This is a genomic window from Luteimicrobium xylanilyticum, assembly GCF_009429125.1.
GTDB classification, from domain to species: Bacteria; Actinomycetota; Actinomycetes; order Actinomycetales; family Cellulomonadaceae; genus Luteimicrobium; species Luteimicrobium xylanilyticum.
In genome coordinates, this window is record NZ_CP045529.1 from 3,273,005 (window position 1) to 3,287,473 (window position 14,469).

General features: G+C 74.1%; 12 protein-coding genes. 10 read left to right on the forward strand and 2 right to left on the reverse strand.

The window, feature by feature from the left end:
• Positions 1 to 31: 31 nt before the first annotated feature.
• The 10 genes from KDY119_RS14495 (at position 32) to KDY119_RS14540 (ending at position 11,926) form a co-directional block, all read left to right on the forward strand.
• Entirely contained in the window at positions 32 to 2,536 is a 2,505-nt protein-coding gene (locus KDY119_RS14495) for a helicase-associated domain-containing protein (RefSeq protein ID WP_153022465.1), read from the forward strand.
• The gene (locus KDY119_RS14500) at positions 2,533 to 4,197 is read left to right on the forward strand and encodes a DNA repair helicase XPB (RefSeq protein ID WP_036947270.1); all 1,665 of its coding nucleotides are present in this window, start codon (positions 2,533 to 2,535) and stop codon (positions 4,195 to 4,197) included. The genes KDY119_RS14495 and KDY119_RS14500 overlap by 4 nt, the downstream gene beginning before the upstream one ends.
• A gap of 46 nt (positions 4,198 to 4,243) precedes the next feature.
• Positions 4,244 to 6,244, forward strand: a complete 2,001-nt coding sequence (locus KDY119_RS14505) for a TPM domain-containing protein (protein WP_153022466.1) — start codon at positions 4,244 to 4,246, stop codon at positions 6,242 to 6,244.
• Between the two features lie 77 nt (positions 6,245 to 6,321).
• A complete protein-coding gene (locus KDY119_RS14510) occupies positions 6,322 to 7,113 on the forward strand; it encodes a PspA/IM30 family protein (protein WP_036947274.1) in 792 nt (263 codons plus the stop codon).
• A 230-nt stretch (positions 7,114 to 7,343) separates the two neighbouring features.
• Positions 7,344 to 7,961, forward strand: coding sequence for an NYN domain-containing protein (locus KDY119_RS14515; RefSeq protein WP_083890637.1), 618 nt, complete (start codon positions 7,344 to 7,346; stop codon positions 7,959 to 7,961).
• 54 nt (positions 7,962 to 8,015) lie between these two features.
• On the forward strand, positions 8,016 to 8,744 hold the full coding sequence (locus tag KDY119_RS14520; RefSeq protein ID WP_036947276.1) for a response regulator transcription factor: 729 nt from the start codon (positions 8,016 to 8,018) through the stop codon (positions 8,742 to 8,744).
• A 31-nt stretch (positions 8,745 to 8,775) separates the two neighbouring features.
• The gene (locus KDY119_RS14525; RefSeq protein ID WP_083890742.1) at positions 8,776 to 10,422 is read left to right on the forward strand and encodes a sensor histidine kinase; all 1,647 of its coding nucleotides are present in this window, start codon (positions 8,776 to 8,778) and stop codon (positions 10,420 to 10,422) included.
• Between the two features lie 200 nt (positions 10,423 to 10,622).
• The gene (locus tag KDY119_RS14530) at positions 10,623 to 11,180 is read left to right on the forward strand and encodes an HD domain-containing protein (RefSeq protein ID WP_322619617.1); all 558 of its coding nucleotides are present in this window, start codon (positions 10,623 to 10,625) and stop codon (positions 11,178 to 11,180) included.
• A gap of 130 nt (positions 11,181 to 11,310) precedes the next feature.
• A complete protein-coding gene (locus KDY119_RS14535; RefSeq protein ID WP_036947278.1) occupies positions 11,311 to 11,601 on the forward strand; it encodes a WXG100 family type VII secretion target in 291 nt (96 codons plus the stop codon).
• Positions 11,602 to 11,623: 22 nt separating this feature from the next.
• Positions 11,624 to 11,926: a DUF4031 domain-containing protein gene (locus KDY119_RS14540; protein ID WP_036947279.1), complete on the forward strand. Its 303-nt coding sequence runs from the start codon at positions 11,624 to 11,626 to the stop codon at positions 11,924 to 11,926.
• On the opposite strand, the gene KDY119_RS14545 is transcribed toward KDY119_RS14540, so the two are convergent.
• On the reverse strand, positions 11,901 to 12,638 hold the full coding sequence (locus tag KDY119_RS14545) for a helix-turn-helix domain-containing protein (RefSeq protein WP_153022467.1): 738 nt from the start codon (positions 12,636 to 12,638) through the stop codon (positions 11,901 to 11,903). The two genes, KDY119_RS14540 and KDY119_RS14545, sit on opposite strands and share 26 nt — an antisense overlap.
• A gap of 121 nt (positions 12,639 to 12,759) precedes the next feature.
• Positions 12,760 to 14,385, reverse strand: a complete 1,626-nt coding sequence (gene groL / locus KDY119_RS14550) for a chaperonin GroEL (RefSeq protein WP_036947281.1) — start codon at positions 14,383 to 14,385, stop codon at positions 12,760 to 12,762.
• Positions 14,386 to 14,469: the final 84 nt, after the last annotated feature.

A 14,469-nucleotide genomic window follows, 5' to 3' on the forward strand; every position in this document is an offset into this window, starting at 1 on the left:
AGCCCTGCGCGCGCACCGTAGACTCGATCGGATGGCCAGGCCCGAGCGCAGCACGTCACCGAGCGCCGGCGCCGCACCCGTCGGATCGCCCGGCGCCCGCTCGTTCAGCGAGGCGCTGCGCGACCGGGACGACGCGGCGCTCGTCGCGCTGCTGCGCGCCCGCCCCGACCTGGCGAGCCCCTCCCCCTCGACGATCCGCTCGCTCGCGGCGCGGGCGACGGGCCGGGCGAGCGTCGACCGCGCGCTGGCCGAGCTCGACACGTTCACGCTCCAGGTCCTCGAGGCGTGCGCCGTGCGGGGAGCCGACCCCCACGACCGGACGCCGCACACGCTCGACGTGAGCGCCGTCGTCGGGGGTCTCGCCCCGGCCGACGACGTCCCCGCGGACGACCTCGCACGTGCCGCGAGCGCCACGGCCGAGCGGCTCGAGGCGCTGGCCCTCGTGTGGGACGCGGCCCCGCCCGGCGCGCCCGCCGACCTGCGCGCGGCCCCGGGCGTGCTCGAGTTCCTCGGCCCGTACCCCGCGGGGTTCCTCGCGCCCGAGCCCGCGACCGCCCCGGACGGCGATCTCCTCGCCCCGCTCGACGACGCCCCGCCCGGGGCCCGCGCGATCCTCGACGCCCTCACGTGGGGCCCTCCGGTCGGCGTCGCTCCGCGTTCGGAGGCGCGCGCCGTCGCCGCGACGGGCTGGCTGGTCACGCACGGCCTGCTCGAGCGCCTCGGCGGCGACGACGCGGGCCGCGTGGCCGTCCCTGCGGCCGTGGCGCTGTCCCTGCGCGGCGGGCTGACGCACCGCGGTGTCCGGCCGACGCCGCCCGTGCCGGACCGCGCGGCGCACCCGGCCGCGACCGTCGACGCCGAGGCCGGCCGTGCAGCCGAGGAGGCCGTGCGGCTCGTGACCGATCTCGTCCGTTCCTGGGAGCAGGCGCCGCCCGTCGTCCTGCGGACCGGGGGCCTCGGCGCGCGCGACCTGCGCCGCCTCGCCCTGCGCCTCGACGTCGACGAGGCCACCGCGGCCCAGGTCGCCGAGCTCGCGCTCGCGGCCGAGCTCGTCGCCGACGACGGCGAGGTCCCCGCCTCGTTCGTCCCGACGACGCTCGTCGACGCGTGGCTCGCGGACGACGTCGCGGGCCGCTGGGCCGACCTCGCCCGCGCGTGGCTGACGTCGTCGCGCACGCCGTGGGTCGCGACGACCCGTGACGCCGCCGGCACCCTGCGCTCGGCCCTCGACCCGACGCACACCGCCGGCTGGGCCGCGCGGCTACGACGGACCGTGCTCGACGCCGCGGCGTCGTCGTCCGCGCCCCTGGCCGCCGACGACGTCCAGGACGTCCTCGCCTGGGCCACCCCGCGCGCCGTCCCGCCCCGGGACGCGGTGGCGGGCGTCTGGCGCGGCGCGGAGCTGCTGGGCGTCGTCGCGCTGGGCACGCTCGGCGGGCCCGGTGCCGCGCTCCTCGCCGAGGCCGACGGCGGCTCGGGCGCGTCCGCCGACCCCGTCGCCGCGCTCGACGCCGTCCTCCCGCCCGAGGTCGACGACCTGCTCCTCCAGGGCGACCTCACAGGCATCGTCCCGGGCCGGCCGACGCGGGACCTCGCCCGGCTCCTCGACGACGCCGCCTCGATCGAGTCCCGCGGCGGCGCCCTGACGGTCCGGTTCACGCTCGACTCGGTCACGCGCGCCCTCGCGGCGGGGAGCGCGGGGGACGCCGACACGCTGCTCGCTGCCCTCGGCCGGCACACGCGCGGGCCCCTCCCCCAGCCCCTCGAGTACCTCGTGCGCGACGCGGCCCGCCGGTTCGGCCGTGTGCGCGTGGGCGCCGCGCTCAGCTACGTCCGCGTCGACGACCCCGCCCTCGTCGCGTCGTTCCTGGCCGATCCGTCCTTGCGTGCCACCGGCCTGCACCAGCTCGGTCCCACCGTCCTCGCCGCGCACGTGCCCGCGGCCGAGCTGCGGACCGCGCTCGCGTCGTCGGGGGTGAGCGCCGCGCTCGAGGACGACGAGGGCCGGACCGTGAGCACCGAGGCGGACCGGCCCCGCACCGTCCCGCCCGGGCGCCGCCGCGGACGCTCGCGCTACGGGCCCCCGACCGCCGCGCCCGCCTCGGCCCCCGCCGAACGGGCGTCCCGGGCGGCTGGTCTCGTCGCGGCGCGCGCCGAGGCCGTCGTCGGGGAGCTGCGGTCCCGCGACACGCTGGCCCGGGCGGAGGCCGCCTGGGGCAGGGACGGCGCGGTGCTCGCCGCGCCACGCCCAGCGGCGCCACCCGGGCCCGAGCCCCGGGGAACAACGGAGCCCGGCGACCTGTTGGGCCTGCTGCACGACGCGATCGCCGAGCAGACCCTCGTCTCCCTCGAGACGGTCGACGCGCGCGGCGTCCCGGTCACCCGCACCGTCCGCCCGCTGCGCCTCGACGGCGGCCGGCTGCGCGCCGTCGACCCGGCCCGCGACGCCGAGCTCACGGTCGCGGTCCACCGGATCGCGCGCGTCGTGCCCGTGCACCGACCCGCCCCGACGACCGCATCCACGGAGGACGCATGACCGACGGACCGCTGATCGTCCAGAGCGACAAGACCCTCCTCCTCGAGGTCGACCACCCCCGCGCCGCCGAGGCGCGCCGCGCGATCGCGCCGTTCGCGGAGCTCGAGCGCGCCCCCGAGCACGTCCACACCTACCGGCTCACGCCGCTGGGGCTGTGGAACGCACGCGCCGCCGGGCACGACGCCGAGCAGGTCGTCTCCGCGCTCATGGACTACAGCCGGTACCCGGTGCCGCACCCGCTGCTCGTCGACGTCGCGGAGACGATGGCCCGTTACGGGCGCCTCCAGCTCGTCAAGCACCCCACGCACGGGCTCGTGCTGCAGTCCCTCGACCGCGCCGTCCTCACCGAGGTGCTGCGGTCCAAGCGGACCGCGGGCCTGCTGGGCGAGCGGATCGACGAGGACACCGTCGTCGTGCATCCCTCCGAGCGCGGGCACCTCAAGCAGGTCCTCGTGAAGCTGGGCTGGCCCGCCGAGGACCTCGCGGGCTACGTCGACGGCGAGCACCACGACATCACCCTCACCCCGGACGGCTGGGAGCTGCGCCCCTACCAGGAGCACGCGGTCGAGAGCTTCTGGCACGGCGGGAGCGGCGTCGTCGTGCTGCCCTGCGGGGCCGGCAAGACGCTCGTCGGCGCGGGCGCGATGGCGAAGTCGTCCACGACGACGCTCATCCTCGTGACGAACACGGTGAGCGCGCGACAGTGGAAGGACGAGCTCGTCAGGCGCACGAGCCTGACCGAGGACGAGATCGGCGAGTACTCGGGCGCCCGCAAGGAGATCAAGCCCGTCACCATCGCCACCTACCAGGTCCTCACGACCAAGCGGAAGGGCGTGTACACGCACCTCGAGCTGCTCGACGCGCGCGACTGGGGCCTCGTCGTGTACGACGAGGTCCACCTGCTCCCCGCGCCGATCTTCCGCATGACGGCGGACCTGCAGGCACGCCGTCGTCTCGGGCTCACCGCCACCCTGGTCCGCGAGGACGGGCGCGAGGACGAGGTCTTCAGCCTGATCGGCCCCAAGCGGTTCGACGCGCCCTGGAAGGACATCGAGGCGCAGGGCTACATCGCGCCCGCCGAGTGCGTCGAGGTCCGCCTCACCCTGCCCGACGGCGAACGCATGGCCTACGCGACCACCGAACCGGAGGACAAGTACCGGCTCGCGGCGTCGGCGTCGGGCAAGAACCGCGTCGTCGAGCAGATCCTCGCGAAGCACCCGGACGACCAGGCGCTCGTCATCGGCCAGTACATCGACCAGCTCCACGAGCTCGCCGAGCACCTCGACGCGCCCCTGATCACCGGCGAGACCACGGTCCGGGAGCGCCAGCGCCTGTTCGACGCGTTCCGCACGGGCGAGATCCAGCACCTCGTGGTCAGCAAGGTCGCGAACTTCTCGATCGACCTCCCCGAGGCGTCGGTCGCGATCCAGGTGTCCGGGTCGTTCGGGTCGCGCCAGGAGGAGGCCCAGCGCCTCGGCCGGGTCATGCGCCCCAAGCACGACGGCCGGACGGCGCACTTCTACGCGGTCGTCGCCCGGGACACCGTGGACCAGGACTTCGCCGCGCACCGCCAGCGGTTCCTCGCCGAGCAGGGCTACGCGTACCGGATCGTCGACGCGGAAGACCTGGACGACACCCTGGACGCCGAGCGCGCGGGCTGAGCCGAGCCTGGTTGCGGGGTGCCGGGCGGCACGGAAGTATCGGGACGTGGCCCTCCCTCCCCGTCCGCGGCGGTCGTTCGCGACCGTCGTGCTCGCGCTGCTCGCGCTCGTCCTCGTCTTCCTCGTGCCGTCCTCCGCCGGGGCGACGGCGCCGCTCCCGCAGGTGGCGCCGTTCCGGCTGTCCGGGCCGATCACGGACCAGGTCGGCGCGCTCAAGGGCTCGGACGAGTCGGACGTCAAGGCGGCGCTCGACGACCTGTCCAACAAGACGCAGCTCGACCTGTGGGTCGTCTACGTGTCCTCGTTCGACGGCGCGTCCGGCGAGGACTGGGCCAAGCAGACGGCCGACCTGTCGCAGCTCGGGACGAACCAGCTCCTGCTCGCGGTCGCCGTCGACGACCGCGCGTACGGGCTGCGTGTCGAAGCCCCCACGTCGGCGCTGTCCGACGACGACCTCGCGAAGGCCGACGACACGATCCGCTCCCACCTGTCCGACGGCGACTGGGCGGGAGCCGCGATCGCAGGCGCCCAGGCGCTCGGGGGCGGCTCGGGCTCGTCGTCGGCGTGGATCTGGTGGGTCCTCGGGCTCGGCGTGCTGGTGGTGATCGTGGTGTTCGTGGCGCGCGCGTCGCGCCGCGGCCGGAACCTCGCGAAGGCCGGCGGCCGCTACGTCCCGCCCGGCACCGATCCCGACGCCCCCGAGGCGCTCGCCGCCCTCACGACCGCCGACCTGCAGAAGCGCGCCGCGAACGCGCTCGTCACCATCGACGACGACGCCAAGTCCGCCGAGCAGGAGCTGGGCTTCGCGCAGGCCCAGTTCGGCCAGGAGGCCACCCAGGAGTTCCAGGTCGCGCTCGACGACGCGAAGCAGAAGGTCGCGCAGGCGTTCACGCTGCGCCAGCGGCTCGACGACGACCAGCCCGAGACCGAGCCCCAGGCCCGGGGCATGCTGATCCAGGTCGTCACGCTGTGCCGGGCGGCGTCGGACACCATGAAGGCGCAGGCCGCGAAGTTCGACGAGCTGCGCCAGCTCCAGTCCCGTGCCCCCGAGGTGCTCGACGAGGTCGAGCAGCGCGCCGGCGAGCTGCGGGCGCGGATCGACCCGGCGCGCGCGACCCTCACCGAGCTCGGTCGCACCTACCCGCCGACGACGCTCGCCTCCGTCACCGGTAACCCCGACCAGGCGGCCGCGCTGCTCGACGGCGCGCTCCGCTCCGTGGCCGAGGGACGGGCCGACGTCGAACGCGGCGACCGCGGCGCGGCCGTCGCCCGGTCGCGGGCCGGTGGGACCGCCGTCGGGCAGGCCGCGACCCTGCTCGACGCCGTCGACCACGCGGGCGAGAACCTCGCGCACGCGGGCGAGAACCTCGAGAAGGGCATCGCATCGATCACGTCGGACCTCGCGGACGCGCAGCGGCTCGCGCCGGCGGACCCGGGCGTCCAGGCCGCCGTCGGGCCCGCGCAGGCCGCAGTCAGCACCGCGCGCACCGCACGGACCGGCGGGGACCCGCTCGCCGCGCAGGCCGGGCTGACGTCCGCGGAGGCCGCGCTCGACAAGGCGCTCGAGCCGTTCCGCGAGAAGGCCGAGGCCGACGCGAAGGCCCGGGCGCTCCTCGACCAGACGATCGGCCGCGTCGACTCGCAGGTCCACGCCGTCGGCGACTTCATCGACACCCGTAAGGGCGCCGTGGGGCCCGAGGCCCGGACCAGGCTTTCCGAGGCGGCGAGGCTGCTGCAGCAGGCGCTCGCGCTCAAGGAGTCCGACCCGCAGCAGGCGCTCACGCTCGCCCAGCAGGCCGAGCAGTACGCGCAGCAGGCGCAGCAGCTCGCGCAGCGCGACGTCGAGACCTGGTCGAACCAGCAGCGCGGGCCCGGCGGGGGCGGCGGCTCCAACGTCGGCGGCATGATCCTCGGCGGCATCCTCATCGACTCGATCCTGCGCGGGGGCGGCGGCTTCGGCGGAGGCGGAGGCGGCTGGGGCGGCGGAGGGGGTGGCTTCGGCGGGGGCGGGGGCGGCGGAGACCGCAGCAGCGGCGGACGCTTCTGAGCACGCACCACCCCGCAGCAACGGCACGGCAGCGACGGCACGGCAGCAACGACACGGCACGACGGAGAGGCAAGGACATGGCCGAGAAGCAGAGCATCTTCGGGCGCATCGCCCAGCTCACCAAGGCGAACATCAACGCCCTGCTCGACAACGCGGAGGACCCGCAGAAGATGCTGGACCAGCTGGTCCGCGACTACACGAACAGCATCGCGGAGGCCGAGCAGGCCGTCGCGCAGACCATCGGCAACCTGCGGCTCGCCGAGCAGGACTACAACGAGGACGTCCGCGCCTCGCAGGACTGGGGCCAGAAGGCGCTCGCCGCCTCGACGCAGGCCGACAAGTACCGTGCGGCGGGCGACACCGCGAACGCCGACAAGTTCGACAACCTCGCGAAGGTCGCGCTCGGCAAGCAGATCCAGGCCGAGCAGGAGGTCAAGCAGGCCGAGCCGCTCATCGCCTCCCAGCGCGAGACCGTCGAGAAGCTCAAGACCGGCCTCGCGACCATGAAGGACAAGCTCGGCGAGCTCAAGTCGAAGCGCGACTCGCTCGTCGCCCGCGCGAAGACCGCCGAGGCCCAGCAGCAGGTCCAGAGCGCGATCGGCTCGATCAACGTCCTGGACCCGACGAGCGAGGTGTCGCGCTTCGAGGAGAAGGTCCGCCGTCAGGAGGCCCTCGCGCAGGGTCAGGCGGAGATCGCGGCGTCGTCGCTCGACTCGCAGTTCGCGGAGCTCGAGAGCTCGGGCGAGGAGATCGAGATCGAGGCCCGGCTGGCCGCCCTCAAGGGCACCGGCGCGGCGACGCCGGCCGTTGCCGCGACCCCCGTGACCCCCGAGATCGCGGCCCCGCCCGCCACCGACGCGCAGTCCTAGGTCGGGACCACCGGGCGCACACCCGGAAGGCAACCAGGACTGCACACCGCGCGTGCACCTCTGCGCGGGCTCCCCAGGGCGGGTCCGGCCGACGTCGGCCGGACCCGCCTTGGCGTTCCCATCCCCTCCCCTCCCCCGCGAGGTATACCGGCGGCCGTACTACCTCGCGAGGTAGTACGGCCGCCGGTATACCTCGCGGACGACGGCGGCCGCGCGGATAGGCTGGCGGCATGAGCGACCCGAGCGCGACCGTCTCCCCATCCCAGCCCGCCGCCGACGGCGCGGGACCGGCCGTCGCCCCCACGTACCTGCTCGTGGACGGCGAGAACATCGACGCGACGCTCGGGATGAGCGTGCTCGGTCACCGTCCCAGCCCCGAGGAGCGCCCGCGCTGGGACCGGATCGCGTCGTTCGTGGGAGCCCAGTGGGGCGCCCCCGTCGTCCCGCTGTTCTTCCTCAACGCGACGTCCGGCCAGCTCCCGATGCCGTTCGTGCAGGCGCTCCTCGCGATGGGCTACCGGCCCGTCCCCCTCGCTGGCAACGGGACCGAGAAGGTCGTCGACATGGGTATCCAGCGCACCCTGGAGGCGCTGCGGGACCGCCCGGGGAACGTGGTGCTCGCGAGCCACGACGGCGACTTCATCCCCCAGGTCGAGGCGCTGCTCGGCGAGGACCGGCGCGTGGGGCTGCTGGGCTTCCGCGAGTTCGTCAACCTGCGCATGACGGAGCTCGCGAGCCGCGGCCTGGAGATCCTGGACCTCGAGCACGACGTCCAGGCCTTCCAGGCCCCGCTGCCGCGCGTGCGGATCATCCCGATCGAGGAGTTCGACCCGCTGCGCTTCCTCTGAGTGTTCCCGGCCCGTTGCCAGGAATTCTCCAGGCAACGGGGACACACTCGATCCATGGGGAGTCCTGAGGCGCGGCTCGTGGTCGTCGACGACGAGCCCAACATCCGTGAGCTGCTGTCCACGTCGCTGCGGTTCGCCGGGTTCGAGGTGCATGCCGCCGCGGACGGGCAGAACGCGCTCAAGCTCGTCCGCGACCTGGACCCTGACCTCGTCGTGCTCGACGTCATGCTGCCCGACATGGACGGCTTCACCGTCACCCGGCGCATGCGCGAGAAGGGCCAGTACACGCCCGTCCTGTTCCTGACGGCGCGCGACGACACGCAGGACAAGATCGCGGGCCTGACGGTCGGCGGCGACGACTACGTCACCAAGCCGTTCAGCCTCGAGGAGGTCGTCGCCCGCATCCGCGCCGTGCTCCGCCGCACGCACGCCGAGCCCGACGACACCGCCGTCCTGCGCTTCGCGGACCTCGAGCTCGACGAGGACTCGCACGAGGTGCACCGCGCCGGCCAGCTCGTCGAGCTGTCGCCCACCGAGTTCAAGCTGCTGCGCTACCTCATGCTCAACGGCGGCCGCGTGCTCTCCAAGGCGCAGATCCTCGACCACGTGTGGCAGTACGACTGGGGCGGCGACGCGAACATCGTCGAGTCCTACATCTCCTACCTGCGCCGCAAGATCGACACCCTCACCACCACGGGGCCCGACGGCGAGCAGGTGCCGCTGCCCGCCCTGATCCAGACCAAGCGCGGCGTCGGGTACCTGCTCCGCCAGCCCCCGCGGTGACCGTCGTGACAGCGGGCACCCCGTGACGTTCATGAAGCAGTCCGGCAAGCCGACCGCCCGAGTCGACGTGGACGAGACCCCCACTCCTCCCCCGGCCCCGCCGGAGAGTGGTGCCGGCACGCCCGCGCCCGACGACGGCCCGCGCGTCCTGCACGTCGACGCACCCCCCGGCAGCCCTCGGTGGGGTTGGTGGGCGCGCATCCCGCTGCGGTCGCGGCTCGTGGCGATCGTCTCCGCGCTCCTCGCCGTCGGGCTGGTCGTCGCCGCGGTGGCGAGCATCACGCTCGTCCAGCGGTACCTCGTGGGAAAGGTCGACGACGAACTGACGCAGAACGTGACGGCCGTCGTGTCCCAGGTCTCCCAGATGCAACGCGGAGCCTCGGTCGGCAACGGTCTTCTGCCGTCGGAGTACTACGTCGACGTCGTCGGAACCGACGGCGAGTCAGGCTCCTACACCTGGGGCCACGTGACGGACCGCTACGGCACGCCCCAGGTCCCCGACCTGACCCCGCTCCAGGTCAAGCTGCGCGGCGGTGAGGCCTTCACCGTCGACGCCCAGTACAAGAACGGCAAGGACAGCGGCACCCAGTGGCGCCTGCTCGCGATGACGTACCCGACCACGACGGGCGACACCGTCATCGTGTACGTCGGCCTTCCGCTCGCGGACGTCCAGTCGACGGTCCACCAGCTCGGCAAGGTCCTCGGCCTCACCGCGTTCGCTGTGATCATTGCGGGGGCGGCGCTCGGCTACTGGCTGGTCCGTCGCGAGCTGCGCCCCCTGCACGCGATCGAGACGACGGCCGCCGCGATCGCGGGAGGCGACCTCGCCCGCCGCATCCCGCAGGAGCCCCCGACCACCGAGGTCGGCTCTCTCACGGCGTCGCTCAACGCGATGCTCGCGCAGATCGAGGAGTCGTTCGCGGCGCAGGAGGCGTCGGAGGGACGGATGCGCCGTTTCGTCTCGGACGCCTCGCACGAGCTCCGTACCCCCCTCGCGACGATCCGTGGCTACGGCGAGCTGTACCGCATGGGCGCGCTGACGACGTCGGACCAGGTCGACGACACCATGCGCCGCATCGAGGACTCCGCGAGCCGCATGGGCACGCTCGTCAACGACCTCCTCGCGCTGGCGCGGCTCGACGAGGGTCGCCCGGTCCGCAAGGAGCCCGTCGACCTCACGGCGCTCGCGCACGATGCCACGCGCGACCTCGAGGCCCTCGACCCCACCCGCCCGGTCGCGCTCGTCTCGCTCGCCCCGCCCCGGCCCGGCGACGCGGGCGCCGTCGTGCCCGACGTCGTCGTCACGGGCGACGAGGACCGGCTGCGGCAGGTCCTTGCGAACCTCGTGGGCAACGTCGTGCGGCACACCCCGGCGGGAACGCCCGCCCAGCTCGCCGTCGGTCTCACGGACGACGGCGCGCGCGGCGTCGTCGAGGTCCGCGACCACGGTCCGGGCGTGAGCGCCGAGCAGGCCCAGCACGTGTTCGAGCGGTTCTACCGCGCGGACTCGTCGCGCAACCGCGCGTCGGGCGGCTCGGGGCTGGGCCTCGCGATCGTCGCCGCGATCGTCGGCGCGCACGACGGCCACGTCGCCGTCCGCGACACTCCGGGCGGCGGGCTGACGGTCCGGCTCGAGGTGCCCGTCGCGGTGGCCGCTCCGACCGCCGCGTCAGAGTAGGCTCGCAGGCGTCAGAACACGAACGACGAAGGCGGGGCATGGGCGTCCACGACGCACATCAATGGCTCGGCTCCTCCTGGCTCCGGTCCTGCCGGGGTGCGGGCGCGACAGCGCCCGACGAGGAGGTCCGCGCGGTAGGACAGCGGCTCCTCGACCGGTGGTCGCACCCGTCACGGTCGTTCCACAACGTCCGGCACCTCATGGACGTGCTGGGTCGTGTCGACGAGCTCTCGCAGGAGACCCACGAGCCGGACGCCGTCCGGCTGGCCGCCTGGTACCACGGGGCCGTCTTCGCGCACGACACGGACGCGGAGCACGCGACGACGGGCAGCGAGGACGAGGACGCGAGCGCCCTGCTCGCGCACGACGAGCTGGCCGGCCTCGGCGTCCCCGAACGGACGGCCGCGCGCGTGCGCGACCTCGTCGCGATGCTCCACCGGCACTACCCGGAGCCGGGAGACGGCGACGCGGCCGTGCTGTCCGACGCCGACCTCGCACTCCTCGCCGGCGAGCCGCAGCGGTACAAGGAGTACCTCCGCGCGGTCCGCGAGGAGTACGCGGAGATCCCGCTGCGCGAGTTCCTGGAGGCGCGCCGCCTCATCGTGTCCCGGTTCCTCGCGCGTCCCGCCATCTACTGGAGCCCGATGGGCCATGCGTGGGAAGAGGCGGCCCGGCAGAACCTCCAGGCGGAGCAGGCCCGCATCGACAAGGAGCTGGCCCGCCTCGCGGCCGAGCCTCCCGCCGATCCCGCGGCCTGAGACCCGTCCCCGACGCGCGCCCGGCGTGCGTCGTGCACAGGCGCCGTACCGGGCTCCCCCGACCGAACGGTCACGGCCCTAACGTCGTGCTCCGGTCGGGCCCGTCCGGGGCCCGGGGACGGAGGACACGGTGAGCAAGTTCGAGGTGGACAGCGCCGACGTCGCGCACGCGGCACGGACGGTCGACAGCACCGCCGCCGCGGTGCGAAGCGAGGTGGCGGCGATGCTGCACCGGCTGGAGGAGCTCCAGGCCACGTGGCGCGGGGAGGCGGCCGCACGGTTCGCGGCGGTCGTCGACGACTGGCGGGCCGTGCAGGTCCGCGTCGACGAGTCGCTCGGCGGGATCCAGGTCGCCATGGTGGGGGCGGCACAGACGTACGAGGACGCCGAGGCCGGTGCCGCGGCACTCTTCGGAGGCTGAGCCGGGCTGAGAGGATCGGAGCATGACCATCCTCATCGACGACGCGCGCTGGCCCCGGCACGGGACCGTGTGGGGCCATCTCGTCAGCGACGCGTCGACCGACGAGCTGCACGCGTTCGCGGACGCCGCGGGCATCCCGCGCCGAGCGTTCGACCTCGACCACTACGACTACCCGGTCGAGCGGTACGACGAGCTCGTCGCGGCGGGCGCGCTGCCCGTCGACCGGCGGGAGATGGTCCGGCGCCTGGCCGCGTCGGGGCTGCGGGTCGCAGGCCGCGACCGCGCGGCGCGGCGGGCGGTCAGCCCGTCGGACCACCACCACTGACGACGAGCCGCGCGCCGGTCACGCTGTCCTCCACGCTGACGGCGCGAGCCACCGCGACCGAGGCCGCCACCACGAGCGGTCCCGCCCGGCGCGCGGCCGCGTCGGAGTCGTCCCCCGGCCCGACGACGAGCCCCACCGCCGCGGCGGGCAGCCCCTGGACCTCGGGGACGGGGGCTGCCAGAGCGAGCGTGCCGTCGTCGGCGCGGACCAGGGTGAGCTCGGTGGACCGTGCCCCCACGGGGCCAGTCAGGCCGAGCGCGACCGCCACGGCGCTGAGCGCGGCGTCCGAGTCGGCGCCGCTGCTGCGCCCCGAGGGGGGATCCGGGTCGGCGCCGGCGTCGTCGGCCCCGGCGCCGCGCACGCGGACGACGCAGCGCAGCCGCGCCGCGCCCTCGGCCGCCGGGTCGAGGACGGTCACGTGCGACTCGGCGCCGGTCAGCTCGTGCAGCCTCCGCAGGTGGGGCAGCGCGGCCTCGCGCAGGCGCGTCGCGACGGGCGCCCGCTCCCCGAGCGCCCAGAGCGTCGTACCGGGCACGTACCCGCCCGACGACGTCCGCGCGAGCAGCCCGAGCCGCTCGAGGTCGGTCGCGATCCGGTGCGCCGTCGAGGTGGCGAGCCCGGCGCGCGCGGCGAGCTCGGTCGGGGTCAGGGGTGCACCGTCGTCGTCGAACGCCGACAGGAGGCGCACCGCGCGGTCCAGCAGCCCGTCCATCACCCCATCTTCCCCGACGCGCCTGGGCGTTCCGCCGGACGGACCGGTCCGAGTACGACGACGGGCCGCCGTCCCCGGCGCGAAGCCGGGGCCGACGGCCCGTCGTACGAGAGGGCGGGACTCAGAAGTCCATGCCGCCCATGCCACCGTCACCGGCGGGCGCGGCCGGAAGCTTCTCCGGCTTGTCCGCGACGACGGCCTCGGTGGTGAGGAAGAGCGCGGCGATCGACGACGCGTTCTGCAGCGCGGAGCGCGTGACCTTGACCGGGTCGTTGACGCCCGCAGCCAGCAGGTCCTCGTACACCCCGGTCGCGGCGTTGAGGCCGTGACCCGAGGGGAGGTTGCGGACCTTCTCCACGACGACGCCACCCTCGAGGCCGGCGTTGACGGCGATCTGCTTGAGCGGAGCCTCGATCGCAGCCTTCACGATCTGAGCACCGGTCGCCTCGTCGCCCTCGAGCTCGAGCTTCTCGAACGCGGCGGCACCGGCCTGGATGAGGGCCACGCCACCACCGGCGACGATGCCCTCCTCGACGGCAGCCTTCGCGTTGCGGACGGCGTCCTCGATGCGGTGCTTGCGCTCCTTGAGCTCGACCTCGGTGGCCGCGCCGGCCTTGATGACGGCGACGCCGCCGGCGAGCTTGGCGAGACGCTCCTGGAGCTTCTCGCGGTCGTAGTCGGAGTCCGACTTCTCGATCTCGGAGCGGATCTGGTTCACGCGACCGGTGATCTGGTCGGCGTCGCCCGCGCCCTCGACGATGGTCGTCTCGTCCTTGGTGACGACGACCTTGCGCGCCTGGCCGAGCAGGTCCAGGGTCGCGTTCTCGAGCTTGAGGCCGACGGTCTCGGTGATGACCTGGCCGCCCGTGAGGATCGCGATGTCCTGGAGCATGGCCTTGCGGCGGTCGCCGAAGCCCGGGGCCTTGACGGCGACGGACTTGAAGGTCCCGCGGATCTTGTTGAGCACGAGGGTGGCGAGCGCCTCCCCGTCCACGTCCTCGGCGATGATGAGGAGCGAGCGACCGGCCTTCATGACCTGGTCGAGGACGGGCAGCAGGTCCTTGACGTTCGAGATCTTCGACTCGACGAGCAGGACGTACGGGTCCTCGAGCACGGCCTCCTGGCGCTCCGGGTCCGTCTCGAAGTAGCGGGCGAGGAAGCCCTTGTCGAAGCGCATGCCCTCGGTGAGCTCGAGCTCGAGGCCGAAGGTGTTCGACTCCTCGACGGTGATGACGCCTTCCTTGCCGACCTTGTCGAGCGCCTCGGCGATGAGCTCGCCGATCGCCGGGTCGCCGGCCGAGATCGCGGCGGTGGCGGCGATCTCGTCCTTGGTCTCGATCTCCTTCGCGGAGTTGAGGAGCTGCTCGGTGACGGCCTCGACGGCCTTCTCGATGCCCTTCTTCAGCGCGATGGGGTTCGAGCCGGCGGCCACGTTGCGCAGGCCCTCGCGCACGAGCGCCTGGGCGAGCACGGTGGCGGTGGTGGTGCCGTCACCCGCGACGTCGTCGGTCTTCTTGGCGACCTCCTTGACGAGCTCCGCACCGATCTTCTCGTACGGGTCGTCGAGCTCGATCTCCTTGGCGATGCTCACGCCGTCGTTCGTGATCGTGGGGGCGCCCCACTTCTTGTCGAGCACGACGTTGCGGCCCTTGGGGCCGAGCGTGACCTTGACGGTGTCCGCGAGCTGGTTGAGCCCGCGCTCCATGCTCCGACGAGCTTCCTCGTCGAACGCGATGATCTTGGCCATGGGGACAGATCCTCCGCTGGTGGCTTCGGTGGGTCTGCCGACGCCCGCGACGGACGGCCCGACCGTCCGCGTTCAGGTCACGCG